Origin of the sequence: Erwinia artemisiae (assembly GCF_051400835.1) — a bacterium.
Classification (GTDB): Bacteria; Pseudomonadota; Gammaproteobacteria; order Enterobacterales; family Enterobacteriaceae; genus Erwinia; species Erwinia aeris.
In genome coordinates this window covers 123,098-141,085 of record NZ_JBLFFM010000005.1, presented here as the reverse complement: position 1 = coordinate 141,085, position 17,988 = coordinate 123,098, and the positions used below count along the sequence as shown (strand labels likewise).

General features: G+C 59.7%; 11 protein-coding genes. 9 read left to right on the top strand and 2 right to left on the bottom strand.

Going from position 1 to position 17,988, the window contains the following annotated elements:
* Nucleotides 1-106: 106 nt before the first annotated feature.
* From ACMGEE_RS13440 to ACMGEE_RS13420, 5 genes are all read left to right on the top strand, one after another.
* Nucleotides 107-7,504, top strand: a complete 7,398-nt coding sequence (locus ACMGEE_RS13440; protein WP_436830197.1) for a BapA/Bap/LapF family large adhesin — start codon at nt 107-109, stop codon at nt 7,502-7,504.
* Between the two features lie 59 nt (nt 7,505-7,563).
* Entirely contained in the window at nt 7,564-9,006 is a 1,443-nt protein-coding gene (locus tag ACMGEE_RS13435; protein ID WP_436830196.1) for a TolC family outer membrane protein, read from the top strand.
* Nucleotides 8,984-11,158 carry a type I secretion system permease/ATPase gene (locus ACMGEE_RS13430; RefSeq protein WP_436830195.1) on the top strand — a complete coding sequence of 725 codons (2,175 nt, stop codon included), beginning with the start codon at nt 8,984-8,986 and terminating at the stop codon, nt 11,156-11,158. The genes ACMGEE_RS13435 and ACMGEE_RS13430 overlap by 23 nt, the downstream gene beginning before the upstream one ends.
* The gene (locus ACMGEE_RS13425; RefSeq protein WP_436830194.1) at nt 11,155-12,321 is read left to right on the top strand and encodes a beta-barrel domain-containing protein; all 1,167 of its coding nucleotides are present in this window, start codon (nt 11,155-11,157) and stop codon (nt 12,319-12,321) included. The genes ACMGEE_RS13430 and ACMGEE_RS13425 overlap by 4 nt, the downstream gene beginning before the upstream one ends.
* 135 nt (nt 12,322-12,456) lie before the next feature.
* Complete coding sequence (locus tag ACMGEE_RS13420; RefSeq protein WP_436830193.1) at nt 12,457-12,990, top strand: RcnB family protein; 534 nt, start codon at nt 12,457-12,459, stop codon at nt 12,988-12,990.
* Nucleotides 12,991-13,050: 60 nt separating this feature from the next.
* Here ACMGEE_RS13420 and ACMGEE_RS13415 read toward each other — a convergent pair whose 3' ends face one another.
* A complete protein-coding gene (locus tag ACMGEE_RS13415) occupies nt 13,051-13,665 on the bottom strand; it encodes a hypothetical protein (RefSeq protein ID WP_253456554.1) in 615 nt (204 codons plus the stop codon).
* A 135-nt stretch (nt 13,666-13,800) separates the two neighbouring features.
* Nucleotides 13,801-14,391: an HD domain-containing protein gene (locus ACMGEE_RS13410; protein ID WP_253456552.1), complete on the bottom strand. Its 591-nt coding sequence runs from the start codon at nt 14,389-14,391 to the stop codon at nt 13,801-13,803.
* A 66-nt stretch (nt 14,392-14,457) separates the two neighbouring features.
* Here ACMGEE_RS13410 and ACMGEE_RS13405 point away from each other — a divergent pair, with 66 nt between their 5' ends.
* The 4 genes from ACMGEE_RS13405 to ACMGEE_RS13390 all read left to right on the top strand — a co-directional run bounded on the left by ACMGEE_RS13405 (nt 14,458) and on the right by ACMGEE_RS13390 (nt 17,940).
* Complete coding sequence (locus ACMGEE_RS13405) at nt 14,458-14,916, top strand: MarR family winged helix-turn-helix transcriptional regulator (RefSeq protein WP_301251517.1); 459 nt, start codon at nt 14,458-14,460, stop codon at nt 14,914-14,916.
* A 101-nt stretch (nt 14,917-15,017) separates the two neighbouring features.
* The gene (locus ACMGEE_RS13400) at nt 15,018-15,446 is read left to right on the top strand and encodes an organic hydroperoxide resistance protein (protein ID WP_125289275.1); all 429 of its coding nucleotides are present in this window, start codon (nt 15,018-15,020) and stop codon (nt 15,444-15,446) included.
* Between the two features lie 267 nt (nt 15,447-15,713).
* Nucleotides 15,714-17,411 carry a kdo(2)-lipid A phosphoethanolamine 7''-transferase gene (gene eptB / locus ACMGEE_RS13395; protein WP_301730597.1) on the top strand — a complete coding sequence of 566 codons (1,698 nt, stop codon included), beginning with the start codon at nt 15,714-15,716 and terminating at the stop codon, nt 17,409-17,411.
* A gap of 199 nt (nt 17,412-17,610) precedes the next feature.
* Nucleotides 17,611-17,940, top strand: coding sequence for an SMR family transporter (locus ACMGEE_RS13390; RefSeq protein WP_301251515.1), 330 nt, complete (start codon nt 17,611-17,613; stop codon nt 17,938-17,940).
* Nucleotides 17,941-17,988: the final 48 nt, after the last annotated feature.

Below are 17,988 nucleotides of genomic sequence, written 5' to 3'. Positions count from 1 at the left end.
AAAAGATGCCCGTTTCTGAACAGGCCGTAATGATTTGTTTTTTCAAACCGGGGTAGTGATTTTCTGAAAGCTATTCATATATTTTAAATATATTATCGGTGAAAAAATGAACCTACAATTAATCATCAAAGATGTCAGCGGTAAAGTTATTGCCAGACACGACTTAATTCCACAACAGCCTCTTTCTCTGACGCCGCCTGCAAACGCCTCTACCTTTGAAGTGCACAGTAATGATGGTAACCTTCCCGCGCAAATCAAAGCCACCAAAAGCAATAGCGGCCTCAGGCTGACATGGGCAGACGAAGCCACCGGCGAAAATTATGAGGTATTGCTGGATAATTACGCACCTGACGTGCCGCCAGCCGTGACCGCCTCCGATCCGGACGGCGTCGTGTATGCCTTTGACTATGATCCGGCTTCTGCCGTGTATGAGCTCACCGATACTTCCGCTGAACTTCTGACCGTGGGGGACAATAGCGTCATGCTGGCTGCGGGAGGGGGGATTGGCGCAGCCGCGCTGCTGATCGGCATCGGCGTCTCGAATCATTCCAGCGGCGGCGGCTCTTCATCCGACGATAACGCCGCGTCCACGGTCAGCCCATCCATAGTTTTAACCGACGCCAGCGGCAATATCCTCAACAGCGGCGATACCATCAGCGACAGCACGCTTACGTTAAGCGGAGAAGGCATGGCGCCGGGATCCACCGTAGTAATCAGCGATGGAGGAGCCGTCATTGGCGAAACCACCGTGGATGAAAACGGGCGCTGGAGCTTTACGCCGAACGAGGCGCTGGCGGATGGCGGTCACACTATCGTTGTGGATGGCACAGATATAAACGGCAACGGCGTCAGCGACAGCGTGGACGTAGTGGTGGACGCTCAGAGCAATACCGAAACCGAAAACGGTGGCGAAGATGGCGTAATCGATCCAGAAAATATTCTGGACGAGGATATCCCCGCGCCTGAAGGCATAGTGCCTGTCGTAGTGATTGCTGATGACAGCGGCAACATTATCAACAGCGGCGAGGCGACCCGCGACAGCACGCCGACGTTCAGCGGCAGCAATTATCAGCCGGGCGGCACGGTGACGATCGCTAACGGTGACGCGTTGCTGGGCGAAGCGGTAGTCGAGGCAAACGGCAGCTGGACGTTTACGCCGGAAGCGTTACCGGAAGGCGCCCACACTATCACGGTTATTGGCCCCGATATAAACGGCGTCAGCAGTAGCAACAGTGTTGATTTGGTGATTGATGTCACTGCGCCGGAAGGGGTGGATACTGCCGGCGTAGTGATTACGGATGAAGCGGGCAACGCCATCGATCCGGGCAGCGCGTCCTCTGATCCTACGCCGACCTTCAGCGGCGACGGCGCGGAGCCGGGCAGCACAGTGGTGGTCAGCGATGGCGACGAGGTCATTGGCGAAACCACGGTAAACGAAGACGGCAGCTGGTCGTACACGCCGGACGAGCCGCTGGAGGAGGGCGACCACGATATCTCCTTCGAAATAATCGACGAGGCGGGCAACGGCAGCGGCCCTTCAGACTCCATTGATTACACCGTTGATACCACCGCGCCGGACGTGCCGGACGCCTCGGCCGTTGTTATCACCGATCCCGACGGCGCCGCCATCGATCCGTCTGGCGCCACATCCGCCACCACGCCGACCTTCAGCGGCGACGGCGCGGAGCCGGGTGCGACCGTGGTGGTCAGCGATGGCGACGAGATCATTGGCGAGACGGTTGTGGAGGAAGACGGCAGCTGGTCGTACACGCCGGACGAGCCGCTGGCGGAGGGCGATCACGATATCTCCTTTGCAGTGGTGGATGAAGCAGGCAACAGCAGCGGCCCTTCAGACTCCATTGATTACACCGTTGATACCACCGCGCCGGACGTGCCGGACGCCTCGGCCGTTGTTATCACCGATCCCGACGGCAACGCCATCGTTCCGCCCGGCGCCACATCCGCCACCACGCCGACCTTCAGCGGCGACGGCGCGGAGCCGGGTGCGACCGTGGTGGTCAGCGACGGTGATGTGGCGCTCGGCGAAACCACGGTAAACGAAGATGGCAGCTGGTCACTCACGCCGGACCAGCCGCTGGCGGAGGGCGATCACAGCTTCTCATTTGAAGTGGTGGACGGGGCGGGCAATACCAGCGGCGCGTCAGCGCCGATTGACTACACCGTCGATACCACCGCGCCGGAAGGTATTGAAACACCGGCCGTCATCATCACCAATCCCGACGGTACAGCCATCGATCCGGCCAGCGCCACATCCGCCACCACGCCAACCTTCAGCGGCAGCGCCGAACCGGGTGCGACCGTGGTGGTCAGCGACGGCGATACGGCGCTCGGTGAAACCACGGTAAACGAAGATGGCAGCTGGTCACTCACGCCGGACCAGCCGCTGGCGGAGGGCGATCACAGCTTCTCATTTGAAGTGGTGGACGGGGCGGGCAATACCAGCGGCGCGTCAGCGCCGATTGACTACACCGTCGATACCACCGCGCCGGAAGGTATTGAAACACCGGCCGTCATCATCACCAATCCCGACGGTACAGCCATCGATCCGGCCAGCGCCACATCCGCCACCACGCCAACCTTCAGCGGCAGCGCCGAACCGGGTGCGACCGTGGTGGTCAGCGACGGCGATACGGCGCTCGGTGAAACCACGGTAAGCGAAGACGGCAGCTGGTCGTTCACGCCGGACCAACCGCTGGCGGAAGGCGATCACGATATTTCCTTTGAGGTAATCGACGAGGCGGGCAATACCAGCGGCGCATCAGCGGCGATTGACTACACCGTCGACACCATCGCGCCGGAAGGCATCGATCCCGCCTCCATCGTGATTACGGATGAAGCCGGTATCGTCGTAGACCGCACAGAGACGCTGACCGACAGCAAAGCCACCTTCAGCGGCAGCGCGGAGCCGGGCGCAACCGTCACGCTTTACGACAAAGGTGAAAAAGTGGGAGAGGCCACCGTAGCCGAAGACGGCAGCTGGCAGTTTACCGATGAAGACGGATTATACGATGGCAGCCACGAGCTGACGTTTACGGTGACGGATGGGGCGGGCAACAGCAGCGCGCCGTCCGCCACGCTCAACCTGGATGTGCAGGCCGTTATCCTGACGGCAATGGACAATATCAGCGCGGAGGCCGCGGTCGGCTTTACCTATCCGGTCAGCGTAGAGGACGATCTGGGCACCTTAATCAGCGACAGCGGCCTGATTGCGATTAATAACACCATTGTCAGCGATGCGATCGTGGTGGCGGACGGCACCTTTATCGATCTTAACGTAACGGCTACCTCGTCCGCCTTCCTGAACGTTGCCAGCAACTCCACGCTGATCCTGCAAAAGTACCACTCTGCCACCGGCGAATGGGTAGATGTTTCGCAGGGAGGCAGCAGCAATCTGTTCGGCCTGTTTGGCTCAGGAGCCAATACTGCCACGCTGACGCTGTCCGGTCTGACCGCCGGAACCTATCAGCTGGTTTATACCACGGCGGGCATTAACATTGGCGCCAGCTTCGATCTCGAAGCGCGGGAGACGGTTTATACCCTGGCCGAAGAGGCCACCACCACCGATTACACCACGGCGGCAGGCAACGTAATGAGCGATGCGGACGGGATCTACGGCCCAGACACGATCCCGCACGGCGCCTCGACCCTGGTTTCTTCCGTCAGCGTTACCAATAGCGATGGCAACGTGACTAAAGTGACGCTGGGCGCCATCACCAAAACTACGCTGGTCGGCCAGTACGGCATGCTGATGATCGGCGGCGACGGCAGCTATGAATATATCCCTGCCGTCTCGATGAACAGTATCGGCAAGGTCGAAGTCTTTACCTATACCCTGACCGACTCCGCCACCGGCAAGACCTCTTCAGCGCAGCTCTATATCCAGATCGGCAGCACCAACGATGCGCTGACGCTCAGCTGGGATGCTACCGATCCCAGCGCCGACGCCGTCACGGATATTGCTTCCGCCAATGCTGCCGACGCCAGCGTAGCCGTAAGCTGGCGCACCACCGAAGCCAGCGATACGGATGTGGTGCTGACAACGGGCGGCACGGTGAACTATACCAGCGCCTTTACGCTGGTCTCCGCCGACGATCGGGTGTCCGGCACGCTGACGCTGAAAACCGGGCAGGGGCTGTTCGGCAACGATTTTGCCACCGAGAAAAACATCGCTTATGAACTTCAGCAGCTGGGCAGCGACGGCAGCTGGACAACGGTAACGACCGATAATCTTGTGGTGCCGGCGGGCGATCACAACGGCGAGGTGCTGCTGACGCTGGATATATCGACGCTGGTTGAGGAGGCCGGTACCTGGCGCCTCGCCATCGTCACCACGGGCGCGGACAACGACGTGATACTGGATATGGCTGTCTCCGTAACCAGCACCACGGACTATGAGATCACCGCCAGCCAGGCCGCTTCAGGCAACCTGCTGACCGACGAGGGCATCGACGGCGCCATCGACAAGCTCAGCTCCATTTATACCCGGCTTTACGCCAAAGCGGGCGACGGCAGTGCCGATACCGACGTCGACAGCAGCTACGTTGCCGTAACCGAAAGCGGCATCACCCTGGTCGGCGAATATGGCACGCTGCTGCTCTATAGCGACGGCACCTATCTCTATACGCCGGATGCCACCACGCTGCCGTCAGGCTCTCAGGATATCTTTACCTACGCGCTGCAAGGGGTGAACGGCAAGGTGGTTACGGCCACGCTCACCGTCAACCTGGGCGTGGAAGTTGACGGCAGCAATGGCGGCGCGCTGGTATTCCAGGGCACGGAGGCGAATGACGTTTTCGCGGTTTACGATACGGATTTTGCGCAGATGGACGGCGCGGACGGCAGCGATACCCTGGCCTGGTACGGCAAGGCCGAACTGGTGCTGAGCGATGTCGCCGCCAGAGTCAGCAATATCGAAACCCTGGCGCTCGCGGCAGAAAGCAGCGGCAGCGTGGTGGTTACTGCTCAGGACGTGGTCGATATCACCAACGACGCGAATACGCTCACCGTTACCGGCGCAGCGGGCGACACCGTTACGCTGGTGGGAAGCTGGATCAACAGCGGCACCACGGTGATAAACAGCGTTTTGTACACGCATTACACAGGCACGACCGGGGCGGGCGTCGCTGTCGATCTCAACGTGCAGCAGTCGGTTGCGCTTTCGGCGGCGAGCTACCAGGACAGCTCGTCAGGCAGTGAATATGACGTGGTCGCCGCAGAAGCGATTACGGGCACGGACGGCAACGATCTTTTTAACGTTGACGGCAGCGACTTCGCCAGTATCGATGGCGGCGCCGGGCTGGATACGCTGGTCTGGCGCGCCAGCACGCTGACGGTCAGTGAGATCGCGGACAAAGTCAGCAATATTGAAGAGATCGAGCTGGCCGCCGACGCGGGCAATTTGCTGATTTCCGCGCAAAACGTGGCGGATATTACCGATGACGACAACACGCTTTATGTGAAAGGCGAGGCTGGCGATACGCTGACGCTGGGCGGCAGCTGGCAGTGGATCGGCAGCGAGGTGCTTAACAACGCCAGCTACGACCGCTACGTCAGCACCGCGGCCGACGGGCAAAGCGTTACCCTGCTGGTCGACAGCGAAATAGCCTTCAGCGCCACGGAAACCGCAGCGGAAAACAATGCCGCCGACGTCACCGGCCAGGTGACACTGCTTAGCGACAGCGTGGCGCAGACGGTTACCGTGGAGGAGGAAAGCAACAGTTTTATCAGCGACAGCTTCGTCATCGCCAGCAGTAGCGACCAACAGGCGATCGGCTTCAGCGTCTCCGGCGCCTCGATCGATGCCGATAACAGCGTGTCGGCCACGTGGTCATTGCAGCGCTACAACGGGCAGACCTTCGCCTGGGAAACCGTCACCGGCGGCTCACAGGCGCTGACCAGCAGCAGCGCGCTGAACGTGACGCTTTCTGACCAGCCGGTCGGCACTTATCGTCTGACCATCGACACCACGCAGAGCGGCCACACCAGCCTGCTGTTGCTCACGGTTTATGACGAACTGGCGATCGAGGTGGCGGTCAATATCGTCAGCACCACCGACTATCAGGTTACCGCCGATGCCAGCAGCGCCGGATCCGTCTTTACCAGCGATAACGGCCTGATAGTGAAATCTATTGCGGCAGGCATCGTCACCGGCGCGGCCAGCTACACGCTGGTAGCGGCGGCGGGTACGACGATCGTTGGCGAATATGGCTCGCTGACCATTCACAGCGACGGCAGCTACACCTATACGCTGACCAGCGGCTCGACGATCCCGCTTGCCAGCAGCGAAGATGCCTTTACGTATCTGCTGAGCGACGGCACCACGCAAACGCTGACGGTGACGCCGGGCGTGGCGGTGGATGGCCTGGGCGGCGGCGCGCTGACCTTCGCGGGCACGGTCGGCGACGACAGCTTTGCGATTTACGATACGCAGCTGACCGTGCTGGACGGCAAGGCCGGTCACGATACGCTGGTCTGGCGCGGCGAGGGCGAGCTGCGGCTGAGCGATCTTGCCGATAAGGTCAGCAATATCGAGGCGATCGATCTTCAGGATAACGGTGCGGCGGCGGTGCTGACGCTGAACGTTGATGATATCGCCAGCGTCACCGGCGACGGCAACGCGCTTTACGTACGCGGCGGCAGCGAGGATTCGCTTTCTCTGGCGGGCGAGTGGCTGGTCAGCGGCGTGGAAACGCTGAATAACATCGTTTATACGCTTTACACCAGCGCCACGCTCGATGGCACGGCTATTAAGCTTTACGTACAGGAAGGCATAACCTTTAACGAAGTGACCGCCGGGATTGAAGGCTCGTTGAGCGCCGAAGAAATGCAGGATCTGACGCTCGTCTCCGTCAGTCAGAATGGCGAAACCGCCGTGGTCGACGGCGAGGCCGCGAGTCTGCAAGGCTACTGGGGTACGCTGGCTATCGACGGCGCGGGCCACTACCGCTACGTACCGGATGAGGCGGCCGCGCAAAGCGGCCATACCGATACCTTCACCTACACCTTATCGGACGGCAGCAGCGCGTCGCTGAGCGTCAGCTTAGGGGTGACGGTGGACGGCAGCGCGGGCGGCGCGCTCACCTTTAGCGGCTCCGGCGGCAGCGATATATTCCAGCTTTACGATACCGACTTCACCTCGATAAACGGCGCGGACGGCAGTGATACCCTGGCCTGGCACGGCAGCGGCTCGCTGGATCTGAGCGCTATCTCCGCCCGAGTCAGCAATATCGAAGCCGTAGATATGCTGGACGACAGCGTTAACGACAGCCTGACCGTCAGCGCGGAAAGCCTGTTCAATATCACCGACGACAATAACACGCTCTACGTCAGGGGCGCGGAAGGCGATACGGTGACGCTAAACGGCAGCTGGACGCAATCGACGGCCCTGCTGGCGGACGGCATCAGCTACGAGCACTACACCAGCACGGCCGCCGACGGCTCGCTGGTGCAGCTCTATATCGAAGACGATATCGTTATTGGCTGAGCAAGCGCCGGGCGACGCGCCTGCCGCCCGGCCTGGCCAGGGATTTTCAGGATGAAGCTATGGAAAGACGTTTTACCGCCTTTTGCTGCCTGCTGGCGCTGCCTTGTGTCAGCCTTGCGCAGCCGTCGCCGCCGAAAGAAGCGCCTGATGGATTCTGGGGGCTTTTTTCCGGCGCGCCGGACACCCTGCCTGAGGCCGCCGCAGACCAGACCGATATGCTGCCGACGGGCGACGGCAAAACGCTGCCCGTCGACTGGCACGCCGCGATCCTGCTGGCGGTGCAGCACCATCCGGCCATCAGCAGCAGCATCGCCTCGCTGGAGTCGGCGGGCTTTAGCATCGATAACGCCAGCGCGGGCTACCTTCCCGCGATTAAAGCGGGGGTTACCTCGGGCCGACAGCAGGACGAAGGCAGCGGGCAAATCGCCACGCTGGGGCTGTCGCAAATGCTTTATGACTTTGGCAAAACCGGCGGCGCGGTGGATCGGGCAACGGCCGGTTATCTGCGACAGCAGGCCGCTTTGCTGGCGCAGGTCGATAGCGTGATTGAGCAAACGGCGCTGGCGCTGAACGAGGTCTGTCGCTATACGCAGCAGCTTGATAACGCACGCAAACAGGTCAGGGCGCTGCAGGATATTTTACGGCTTACGCAGCTGCGCGCGACGGCGGGCGCCAGCACGCGCGTCGATCCCGTACAGGCGCAGGCACGCGTCGAAGCGGCCGAGGCGCAGCAGCAGGAGAGCGAGATCAAACTTCGCCAGGCGAAGTACCACCTTCAGGCGCTGCTGGGCCAGCCGATCGCGGACAGGCCGCTCGCCACGCCGCTGGATCTACAACCGCTGATCCGCAAACTGGGCACCACGCTCGATCTGAACAGAAACCCCACCATCCTTATCGCACAGGCCGACGCCGCCATCGCCAGCGCCGACCTGCGCAGCAGCAAAGCGCAGCGTTATCCCACGCTGTCGCTGGAAGCCAGCAGCAACAAATATATCGGCGATATCGCCCGCTATCAGAGCCGTAGCCAGTATCAAAACGTCTATCTCTCCCTGAACAGCACCCTCTATCAGGGCGGCGCGCTGGCGGCGCAGGAAAACGCCAGCGCGCGCGCGCTGGCCGCGGCCAGAGAAACCATCAGCAGCCAGAAGCTGGAGCTGACCGACCGACAACGCAGCGCGTTTCAGAGCATGGCTGGTCTGCAAAACAACATCAGCATCCTCGCCCGGCGGCTGCGCACCATTACCGAGACGCGGTCGCTTTACCGCGAGCAATATCTGGCGCTGGGCAACAGGAACGTGCTTGATTTGCTCAACGCCGAACAGGAAATCAGCCGCGCGGAGCTGGATCTTATCAACGCCCGCCGCGACCTTTGGGCCGCCGAAGTAACTTATCTTGCGCTGGCCGGTATGGCCAGAGACGCCTTCAGCATCAATATGCCGGCCGTCCAGGCGCAGCGGCAAACAGTGAAAAATGAGCCTTATGAACAACCCTTTCTCAGATAACGACGCCACCGGCCATGCTGAAAAAAGCCGCTACCTGCCGTGGCTGGAAGCCCTGCTGCTGATCGCCAGGCATTATCGCCTTGAGGCTTCGCCAGAGCGGGTAAAAGGCGAGGCGGAGTGGCAGCTGCGACAGCTGCCGCAGGACAAGCTGATTGAAAACATGGCGCGCCAGCTCGGCCTGCTGGTGCTGTTTGACGACTTCCATCCCGACTGGCTGGACGCCTGGCGGCTGCCGCTGGTGGTGGATTTCGGCGCGCGCGGCGTCGGCGTGGTTACGTCGCTGAGCGCCCAAGGCCAGGCGAGCGTGATGCTGACCGGCGAAAAACAGCTGCAAAGCGTGCTCAGCGTGGACGAGCTGGGCCGCTATGCGCAGCGCGTGCTGCTTGCCCGCCCTGAAACCGCCGTGCCCGACGCCAGAGTCGACGACTATATTCAGCCTTACCGCGCCAGCTGGCTGTGGCAGACGCTGCTGCGGGAGTGGCCGAGCTGGATCAACATCATGTTCGCCTCGCTGATGATCAACGTGCTGGGCCTGGCGGCGATGCTGTTTACCATGCAGGTGTACGACCGCATTATTCCTTCGCAGTCCGTGCCGTCACTGTGGGTACTGTTTGGCGGCGTTATGATTGCGCTGACTTTTATCTTTATCCTGCGCATGGCCCGCACTTATATTTCCGACTGGGCGGGCAAGCGCGCCGATTTGCGTATTTCCGACAAGGTCTTCGGCCACGCCTTGCGCATCCGTAGCGACGCGCGGCCAAAATCAACCGGATCTTTTATCGCGCAGATCCGCGAGCTGGAGCAGCTGCGCGAGCTGATCGCCTCCACCACTATCTCCGCCGTGGCCGATCTGCCGTTTCTGATCCTCTTTCTGATCGTGCTCTGGCTGCTGGGCGGCTGGCTGGTGCTGGTGCCGCTGGTGGCGATCCCGCTGATTGTGCTGCCGGGACTGCTGGCGCAGCGGCCGCTGGCGAAGCTTTCCAGAGCCACCATGCGCGAGTCGGCCCTGCGTAACGCCATGTTGGTGGAGTCGGTGCAGGGCGCGGACGATATCAAGCTGCTGCGCGGCGAGCCTTACTTTCAGAACCAGTGGAACCACCTGAACGAAACGATCGGCAAGGCGACGGTCAGGCAGCGTTTTATCAGCGGGCTGCTGGCCAGCTGGACCAGCGAGGTACAGACGCTGGCCTATGTCAGCGTGGTGCTGGTGGGGGCGTTGCTGGCGATGGACGGCGATATCTCCACCGGCGTGCTGATTGGCTGCTCGATGCTGGCCTCGCGCATGATGGCGCCGCTGGGCCAGCTGGCGATGATTTTTAGCCGCTGGCAGCAGGCGAAAGTCGCCAGAGAAGGGCTGGCAAGCCTGCTAAACAGCGAGGTAGACCAGCCCGAGCGCGGGGCGCAGGTGCATCGCGCAAAACTGTACGGCGACTACAGCCTGGACGGTATTATCTATCGTTATAGCCCTGAAGCCGCCCAGGCGGCGCTGGCGCTCGATAAGCTGACCATCAAGCCCGGCGAGAAAATCGCGCTGCTGGGCCGCAACGGATCTGGCAAATCCACGCTGCTGCAAATGCTGGCGGGGCTGCTGCGGCCCACGCAGGGCGCGCTGCTGCTGGATGGCGTCCGGCTCGACACGCTCGATCCGCTGGATGTCCGGCGCGACGTCAGCCTGGTCAGCCAGTCCTCGTCGCTGTTTTTCGGCACCATCCGCCAGAATTTGCGCCTGGGAATGCCGCTGGCTACGGAGGAGGAGATGCAGGAAGCGCTGGCTATCGCTGGCGCTATGACCTTTATCCGCCAGCTGCCGGAAGGCCTGGACTATCTGCTTCACGAGGGCGGCAAAGGCTTGTCCGGCGGGCAGCGCCAGCTGCTGCTGCTGGCCCGCGCACTGTTGCGCCAGCCCGCCGTGCTGCTGCTGGATGAGCCGACGGCCTGGCTGGACGACGCCGCCGAAAGCCGCCTGATCGAAAAGCTTAAGGCCTGGTCGGGCGAGAAAACGCTGATTATCGCCACGCACCGACCGGCAGTGATGCAGCTGGTGGATCGTATTTTACTGTTGGATAACGGCAAAATCGTGCGTGACGGGACGAAGGAGCAGCTGCTGGTTAAACCGGCCGCGCCGCGCCGCAAAACGGAGGCGTCATCATGAGCGGACGCTTCAGAGGCCGCAAAAAAACGGCCGCGCGCGGCAGCGCGCTGATCGTCTGGTCGCTGCTGACGATGCTGCTGCTGTTTTTTCTCTGGGCCAGCCTGTTTGAACTGGATGAGGTCACGGTCGGCGTCGGCAAAGTCATCCCCAGCAGCCACGCGCAGATCGTGCAGTCGCTGGAAGGCGGCATTCTGCAAACGCTGAAAGTGCGTGAAGGCGACGTGGTGGAGGCGGGCCAGGTGCTGGCATTGCTGGATCCCACGCAGCTGGATTCCGGGCTACAGGAGAGCACGGCAAGAATGCGGGCGGCGCTGGCGACGGCGGCCCGTTTACAGGCGGAAACGGCGGGCAGCGAGCTGCATTTTCCGCCCGAGGTGCTGGAGGACGGCGATCTGGTGGCGGCCGAGACGGCGCTGTATCGCTCGCGCAGGGAGAACCTGGACAAAACGCTGAGCGGCCTGCGTGAAGCGCTGACGTTGATCAACCGCGAGCTTAAGCTGACCGCTTCGCTGGTGGCGCAGGGCGCGGCCAGCGACGTGGAAGTGCTGCGGCTGAAAAGACAGGCTAACGATCTGCAAAGCAAGCTGAACGACGCGCAAAATCAGTACATCGTGCACGCGCGGGAGGACCTGGCGAAAGCCAATGCCGAGGCCGCTTCGCAGCGATCGGTCATCATCGGACGCGCCGATGCGCTGAAGCGCACGACGATAGTCGCGCCGGTCAGGGGTATCGTCAAAGCGATCGAGGTCAACACGGTGGGCGGCGTGATCCCGCAGCGCGGCAACCTGATGGAGCTGGTGCCGCTGGATGAACAGCTGCTGATTGAAGCGCAGATTTCGCCGCGCGACGTGGCTTTTATCACGCCGGGCCAGCGCGCCGTGGTCAAGCTGACCGCCTATGATTTTAATATCTATGGCGGCCTTGAGGGGAAAGTGGCTTCCATATCGCCGGATACCCTCCAGGACGAGGTGCATCGGGACAACTACTACTATCGCGTCTATGTGCGTACCGAAAAAGATTATCTGCTTAATAAAAAAGGGAAAAAATTCCCGGTGCATCCGGGGATGATCGCGATGGCGGAAATCCATACCGGCAGCAAAACCATTATGGCTTACCTGTTGAAACCGCTGAACCGGGCGAAAGAGGCGCTGCGCGAAAGATAACGCTGGGCGAAAAGGGCAGACCACGCTTTTTCCTGCTTCCCTTGCCTGAAAAGAAACGATAATGTGCGCGTGACGAAGTGGCGCTTCCTCGCTGACCGGTGCCACCTGATAATTTCATTTTCAGCGGAGAAACTCATGAGTAAGTCGACGTCCATTCTCTTTTCTGCTTTTTTACTGGCTGCCACGCCGTTAGTGTCTACGGCTTTTGCAGAAGATGTTCAGACGCAGCAGGATCCTGCCGCCGCCGCGCCAGCTGCGGATGCCCCAGCTGCGAATACGCCAGCCACGGATGCGCCAGCCACGGATGCCCCAGCTACGGATGCGCCAGCTACGGATGCCCCATCCGCCGCGCCGATCGCGCCGGAAGCACAAACGCCTTCTCAGGCGCAGACGCCTTCAGGCGAAACGGCCGCGCCGCAGCGCGATCCGGCCCATCCTTATGAAATTCAGTACTTTTTTGCCGATTTCCAGCGTTTCACTATCGGCAGCGTGGTGCCTGACCGCTACCGCACTAAAAAATATGAAATTGTGGACTGGAAAACCCGCAACCTGCCTGCGCCTGAGCAGGGCACCAGCTGGACCTATATGGGCGGCAACTACGTGCAGATTTCTAAAGAAGATGGCCGCATCCTGAAAGTGGAATCCGGCGACATTTTTTACAAGCAATAAGCTATAAAAAAGCCCGGCGTTAAACGTCGGGCTTTACGAGTATTGGCAAGGCGGCGTTTTTTATTCCGCCTTTGCCCGATCGCCATACAGATACCCCAGCGAAGCCAGCAGGCACAGGCTATAGCCCAGCAGTTCGCAGCCTTCCTCCGCCATGTTTTTCACCGTATGGTTATAGCCATCCAGCATCAGGTGCTGCCACAGGTCGCGCATACCGAACAGGCGAGCAAACACCAGAATGGTCAGCAAACCCGCGCACAACATGCCCCAGGCAGGATGACGCAGCAGATCGGCCAGGCCTTTCACGGCGCGCTTTGGCTGAAGCACGGCAATAACGACGCACGCGGCGGCAGTGGCCAGCGCGAACCACACCCAGCTGCCGTGTGACAGCTCGTCGAACAGGAAATCCAGCTCGCGGATCAGCATACAGGTGAAGAAGCCGCCGATTAATATCAGCGTCGGCCTGATGGCAGGCTGTCGATATGCGCCATGAAAATAGAGCAGCGCGATAGCCAGCAGCATCAGTTCCTGAGCGATTTCAGTAAATGAGGTTTCGTGTACGCCATCGTTCATCCAGCGAACATCGATAAAAACCATTCCCATCATGGCGGCCAGAAACAGCGCGCAGCCAATAAAAGCCAACGCCTTGCGGCGGATAAAAAGTAAATCAGATTGCATAACGCCCCTTATTTTTTCGAGGCGATTATAGGCACTGAGTTGACGCAGGCTTACCAATTAATGCCGCCGGCCTGCGGCAGCGGCGCCGATTTGAGTTAATTAATGCAGAAAAGCGCCGAAAATCCCGGTTAAGGATTAATTCGGCAGCTGATATCTTTGCTGCTGGCGGGTGAACCAGGCAAGCGGCACGTAATAGGGCGCCTGCGTCAGCTGCTCAATGCCGCTTTCGATAATAGTGGAAGCCTGCCGCCACAGCGCTTCATTTCCGTCTTTCAGCAAGGCGATCTGCACGCGTTTTTCTGTCAGATAAACGCGGGCAAAATGCGGATCGTAATGAATAATCGAGCGGGTGTTATCAATGATATCGGCCAGCTTGATGGTCTGGGCGTCGCCCGAGGCCTGTGCCGTATGGCGAAAATGGGCCACTTTACGCGCTGCGCGATTTTTTGCGTCGGGCTGCTTGCTGTCGGTCAGCATCGCCACCAGCGAGGCGACCTCCGCGCCAAAATGGCTCTCGATATCCGCCAGCGTGTTGGACGTATCCTCGACCGTGTCGTGCAGCCATGCGGCGGCCAGCATGATTTCGTTATCGGTTACGCTGCGCACCAGCTCCACTACCGCAGCCGGATGTACGATATAAGGCTCATCGGTATATTTGCGACGCTGACCCGTGTCAGCATGAGCCTTGCTGGCGTAGCGTCGGGCCTTTTCTTCCAGTGAATACATCGGTTTTCTCCCCTGAACATTAAGATTCGCTTGCAATTATATAGCGCACTATTTATATTTTTTGCCATGATCACAGATAAAGATGACAAAAAAGCGGAAGCCTCGCCACTGTTGCTTGATCAACAGCTTTGCTTCGCGCTCTATTCCACCAACCTGGCGCTGCACAAGCTTTACCGCCAGCTGCTGGCACCGCTCGATATCACCTATCCGCAATATCTGGTGATGCTGGTGCTGTGGGAGCGCGATGACGTGACGGTTTCCGAAATCGGCGAACGGCTGTTTCTGGACTCCGCCACGCTGACGCCGCTGCTGAAAAGGCTGGAGGCGGCGGGTCTGTTGGATCGTCAGCGCTCGCGCAAAGACGAGCGCCAGGTCGTGGTAACGCTGACCGAACAGGGTCGCGAGCTGCGCCATAAAGCGGTCGATTTACCTCAGGCCGTCAGCTGCGCCGCCGCCTGTGATGCGGAAAAAATGCGCGTGCTGAAAGCCGAACTGGAAAGCCTGCGCGACAGCCTCAACGGCTAGACCGTAGTCTCGCTCCGGAAAGTCTATACTGATTACAGACGCCTCATTAAGTCGCTCGCGATTTAATAGCGCATATAAAACCCAATGAAAGGAGTTGCCTGATGTCTTTAGAAAAAGTCGTTTACCGTGCCAAAGCAAAAGCCACCGGTGGTCGTGACGGTCGTGCTACCTCTTCAGACGGCGTGCTGGACGTAAAGCTGGGCGTACCGAAAGAAATGGGCGGCGCGGGCGGCGAAGCCACCAACCCTGAACAGCTGTTTGCCGCTGGCTACTCGGCCTGCTTCCTGGGCGCGATGAAGTTTGTCGCCAACCGCGACAAAATCACTATGCCAAAAGAAGCCTTTATCGAAGGGGAAGTGGGCATCGGGCCGCTGCCGACCGGTTTTGGTATCGAAGCTAAATTGAATATCCATCTGGAAGGAATGGACGCGGCGGAAGCGAAAAAGCTGGTGGACGCGGCCCATATCGTCTGCCCTTACTCTAACGCAACCCGCGACAATATCGACGTAACGCTGAATATCATCAACTGATAACGGCGCTGGCCGGAGCCGCTATGGCGCTCCGGCTGTCTGTAACCCTGCGACCCGCCGCGTTTCTCTGCTTATTCCCGCGATTGAACTGATAAATCCCCGATAATGTGGTTAACTACGCCGCTTGCGCGTGGAGGTGAATTTTTTCCCTTCAGAATCGTCCGGGGAAAGTTTCTCAGGGTGATAATCGACCCTATAACCGAACTCTGGCGAAACGGTATGGTCTGATTAGCGTTTACTCTAAAGCTACGCCGGGATAAAGGTTGCATGAATTACATTAAAACACTGACGCAGCAAAAGCTCTCGTTTTTGCTGGCGTTTTACATCGGTATCTTTCTGAATATTCCCGTTTTTTATCGTCGTTTCGATCCCTTTCTGGCCCACTTCAGCGTGGCGGAATGGCTTTCCGCCGTGGCGGAAGTCGTCGCCATCGTTCTGCTGACCTTTTTCCTGATGCGGCTGCTGTCGCTGGGCGGCAAAATTTTCTGGCGCGTGACCGCTACCGCGCTGGTGCTGATTTCGGTAGCCGCCAGCTACTACATGAGTTTCTTTAACGTGGTGATCGGCTACGGCATCGTCGCGTCGGTGATGACCACGGATACCGATTTGTCGAAAGAGGTGATTGGCTACCATTTTGTGCTGTGGATGGTGCTGGTCAGCGCGCTGCCGCTGCTGCTGATCTGGCGCAACTCGCTGCGCCTGACGCTGATTGAGCAGCTGAAAACGCCGGGACAGCGCCTGAAGCCGCTGGGCGTGCTGCTGCTGGCCGTGGCGCTGGTCTGGCTGCCTATCCGCTATTTCGACAAGCAGCAGAACATCAACGAGAAGCTGACCAATGTCGATCTGCCGAGCTATGGCGGCGTGGTGGCGCACTCTTATCTGCCTTCCAACTGGCTGTCGGCGCTGGGGCTGTTTGCCTACACCAGCTACGACGAGACGATGGACGGTAAAGACCTGTTCGATCCGGCAAAGCAGTTTACCTATAACGCACCGGCCGGGCTGGACGACACCTATGTGGTATTCGTGATTGGCGAAACCACCCGCTGGGATCATATGGGCCTGCTGGGCTATAACCGCGATACCACGCCAAAGCTTTCCCACGAGAAAAACCTGGTGGCGTTCCGGGGGGAATCCTGCGACACCGCAACCAAGCTTTCGCTGCGCTGTATGTTCGTGCGTGAAGGCGGCACCGATGAAGGGCCAGGCCGCACGCTGAAAGAACAGAACGTTTTTGCGGTGATGAAGTCGCTGGGCTTTAGCTCGGAGCTTTTCGCTATGCAAAGTGAAGTCTGGTTCTATAACAATACCGATGCGGATAACTTCGCGTTCCGCGAGCAGATTGGTTCGGAAAAGCAGAACCAGGGCAAGTCGGTGGACGATATGCTGCTGGTGCCGGAGTTGAAAAAGTCGCTCGATCGCCATCCTGAAGGCAAGCATCTGGTGGTGCTGCATACCAAAGGCTCGCACTACCTTTACTCGCAGCGCTATCCGCGCGAGTTTGCCCGTTATCAGCCTGAATGTATGGGCGTGGACGATAAATGCAGCAAAGCGATGCTGATCAACGCCTTTGATAACTCGGTACTTTATACGGATACGGTGCTGGAAAGCGTGTTCGATCAGCTGCGCGATAAGAAAGCGATTGTCTTCTACGCGGCCGACCACGGCGAATCGATCAGCGATAACATGCACCTGCACGGCACGCCGCGTCATATGGCGCCGCCGGAGCAGTTCCGCGTGCCGATGATCGTGTGGGCTTCCGATAAGTATCTGGCAGACCCGGCTAACCAGAGCCGCTTTGAACGCCTGCAGGCGCAGCAGCGCGTGGGCGCGACGCATCGTCACGTTGAGCTGTTCGACTCGGTGCTGGGCTGCCTGGGCTACACCTCTCCGGATGGCGGCATCAAAGAGACGAACGACTGGTGTGCGGATCCGACAAAGCGTAAAGCTTCTGGCGACAAAATCTGACGCGCCGCGTCACACCCCAGCCCCCGGAGCCGTAGCGGCCGGGGGTTTTTTATTGCCTGCCGTTAAGGCCGTATTAAGGTTGGCGCAGAGAGTCATGCGTGGGATCAAAAAAACCGGGGCAGATTCTTGCAAGATAAGCCGCGGAAGCGCTGTGCGCTTCTTCCTCTAACTGAACGGGTAACCCAGGAGAACGGTCATAATGATGTATCTCATTTTATTTATCGCCATTGTGGCGGAAGTGATTGGTACCACCTTGCTGAAAACGTCGGAAGGTTTTACGCGGCTGTGGCCAACTCTGGGTACCGTATTTTGCTACGGCATCGCTTTTTACTGTCTGTCCCTGACGCTGCAGCATCTGCCGACCGGCATCGCCTATGCCATTTGGTCGGGCGTGGGTATCGTGTTGATCTCGCTGGTCGCCTGGCTGTGGCACGGCCAGCGGCTGGATCTGCCCGCGCTAATCGGCATGGCATTTATCATCGTCGGCGTGGTTATTATCAACACGCTTTCCCGCGCCGTTTCGCACTGATTATCCGTTATCGGCGGCCCTGAAGCGCCGCCGACACCGGCAGCCGAT

Coding starts and splice junctions, on each gene's coding strand:
- ACMGEE_RS13405 (WP_301251517.1), top strand. CDS start 14,458: ATGATCACAGATAAAGATGACAAAAAAGCGGAAGCCTCGCCACTGTTG.
- ACMGEE_RS13440 (WP_436830197.1), top strand. CDS start 107: ATGAACCTACAATTAATCATCAAAGATGTCAGCGGTAAAGTTATTGCC.
- ACMGEE_RS13400 (WP_125289275.1), top strand. CDS start 15,018: ATGTCTTTAGAAAAAGTCGTTTACCGTGCCAAAGCAAAAGCCACCGGT.
- ACMGEE_RS13390 (WP_301251515.1), top strand. CDS start 17,611: ATGATGTATCTCATTTTATTTATCGCCATTGTGGCGGAAGTGATTGGT.
- ACMGEE_RS13430 (WP_436830195.1), top strand. CDS start 8,984: ATGAACAACCCTTTCTCAGATAACGACGCCACCGGCCATGCTGAAAAA.
- ACMGEE_RS13415 (WP_253456554.1), bottom strand. CDS start 13,665: ATGCAATCTGATTTACTTTTTATCCGCCGCAAGGCGTTGGCTTTTATT.
- ACMGEE_RS13425 (WP_436830194.1), top strand. CDS start 11,155: ATGAGCGGACGCTTCAGAGGCCGCAAAAAAACGGCCGCGCGCGGCAGC.
- ACMGEE_RS13435 (WP_436830196.1), top strand. CDS start 7,564: ATGGAAAGACGTTTTACCGCCTTTTGCTGCCTGCTGGCGCTGCCTTGT.
- eptB (WP_301730597.1), top strand. CDS start 15,714: ATGAATTACATTAAAACACTGACGCAGCAAAAGCTCTCGTTTTTGCTG.
- ACMGEE_RS13420 (WP_436830193.1), top strand. CDS start 12,457: ATGAGTAAGTCGACGTCCATTCTCTTTTCTGCTTTTTTACTGGCTGCC.
- ACMGEE_RS13410 (WP_253456552.1), bottom strand. CDS start 14,391: ATGTATTCACTGGAAGAAAAGGCCCGACGCTACGCCAGCAAGGCTCAT.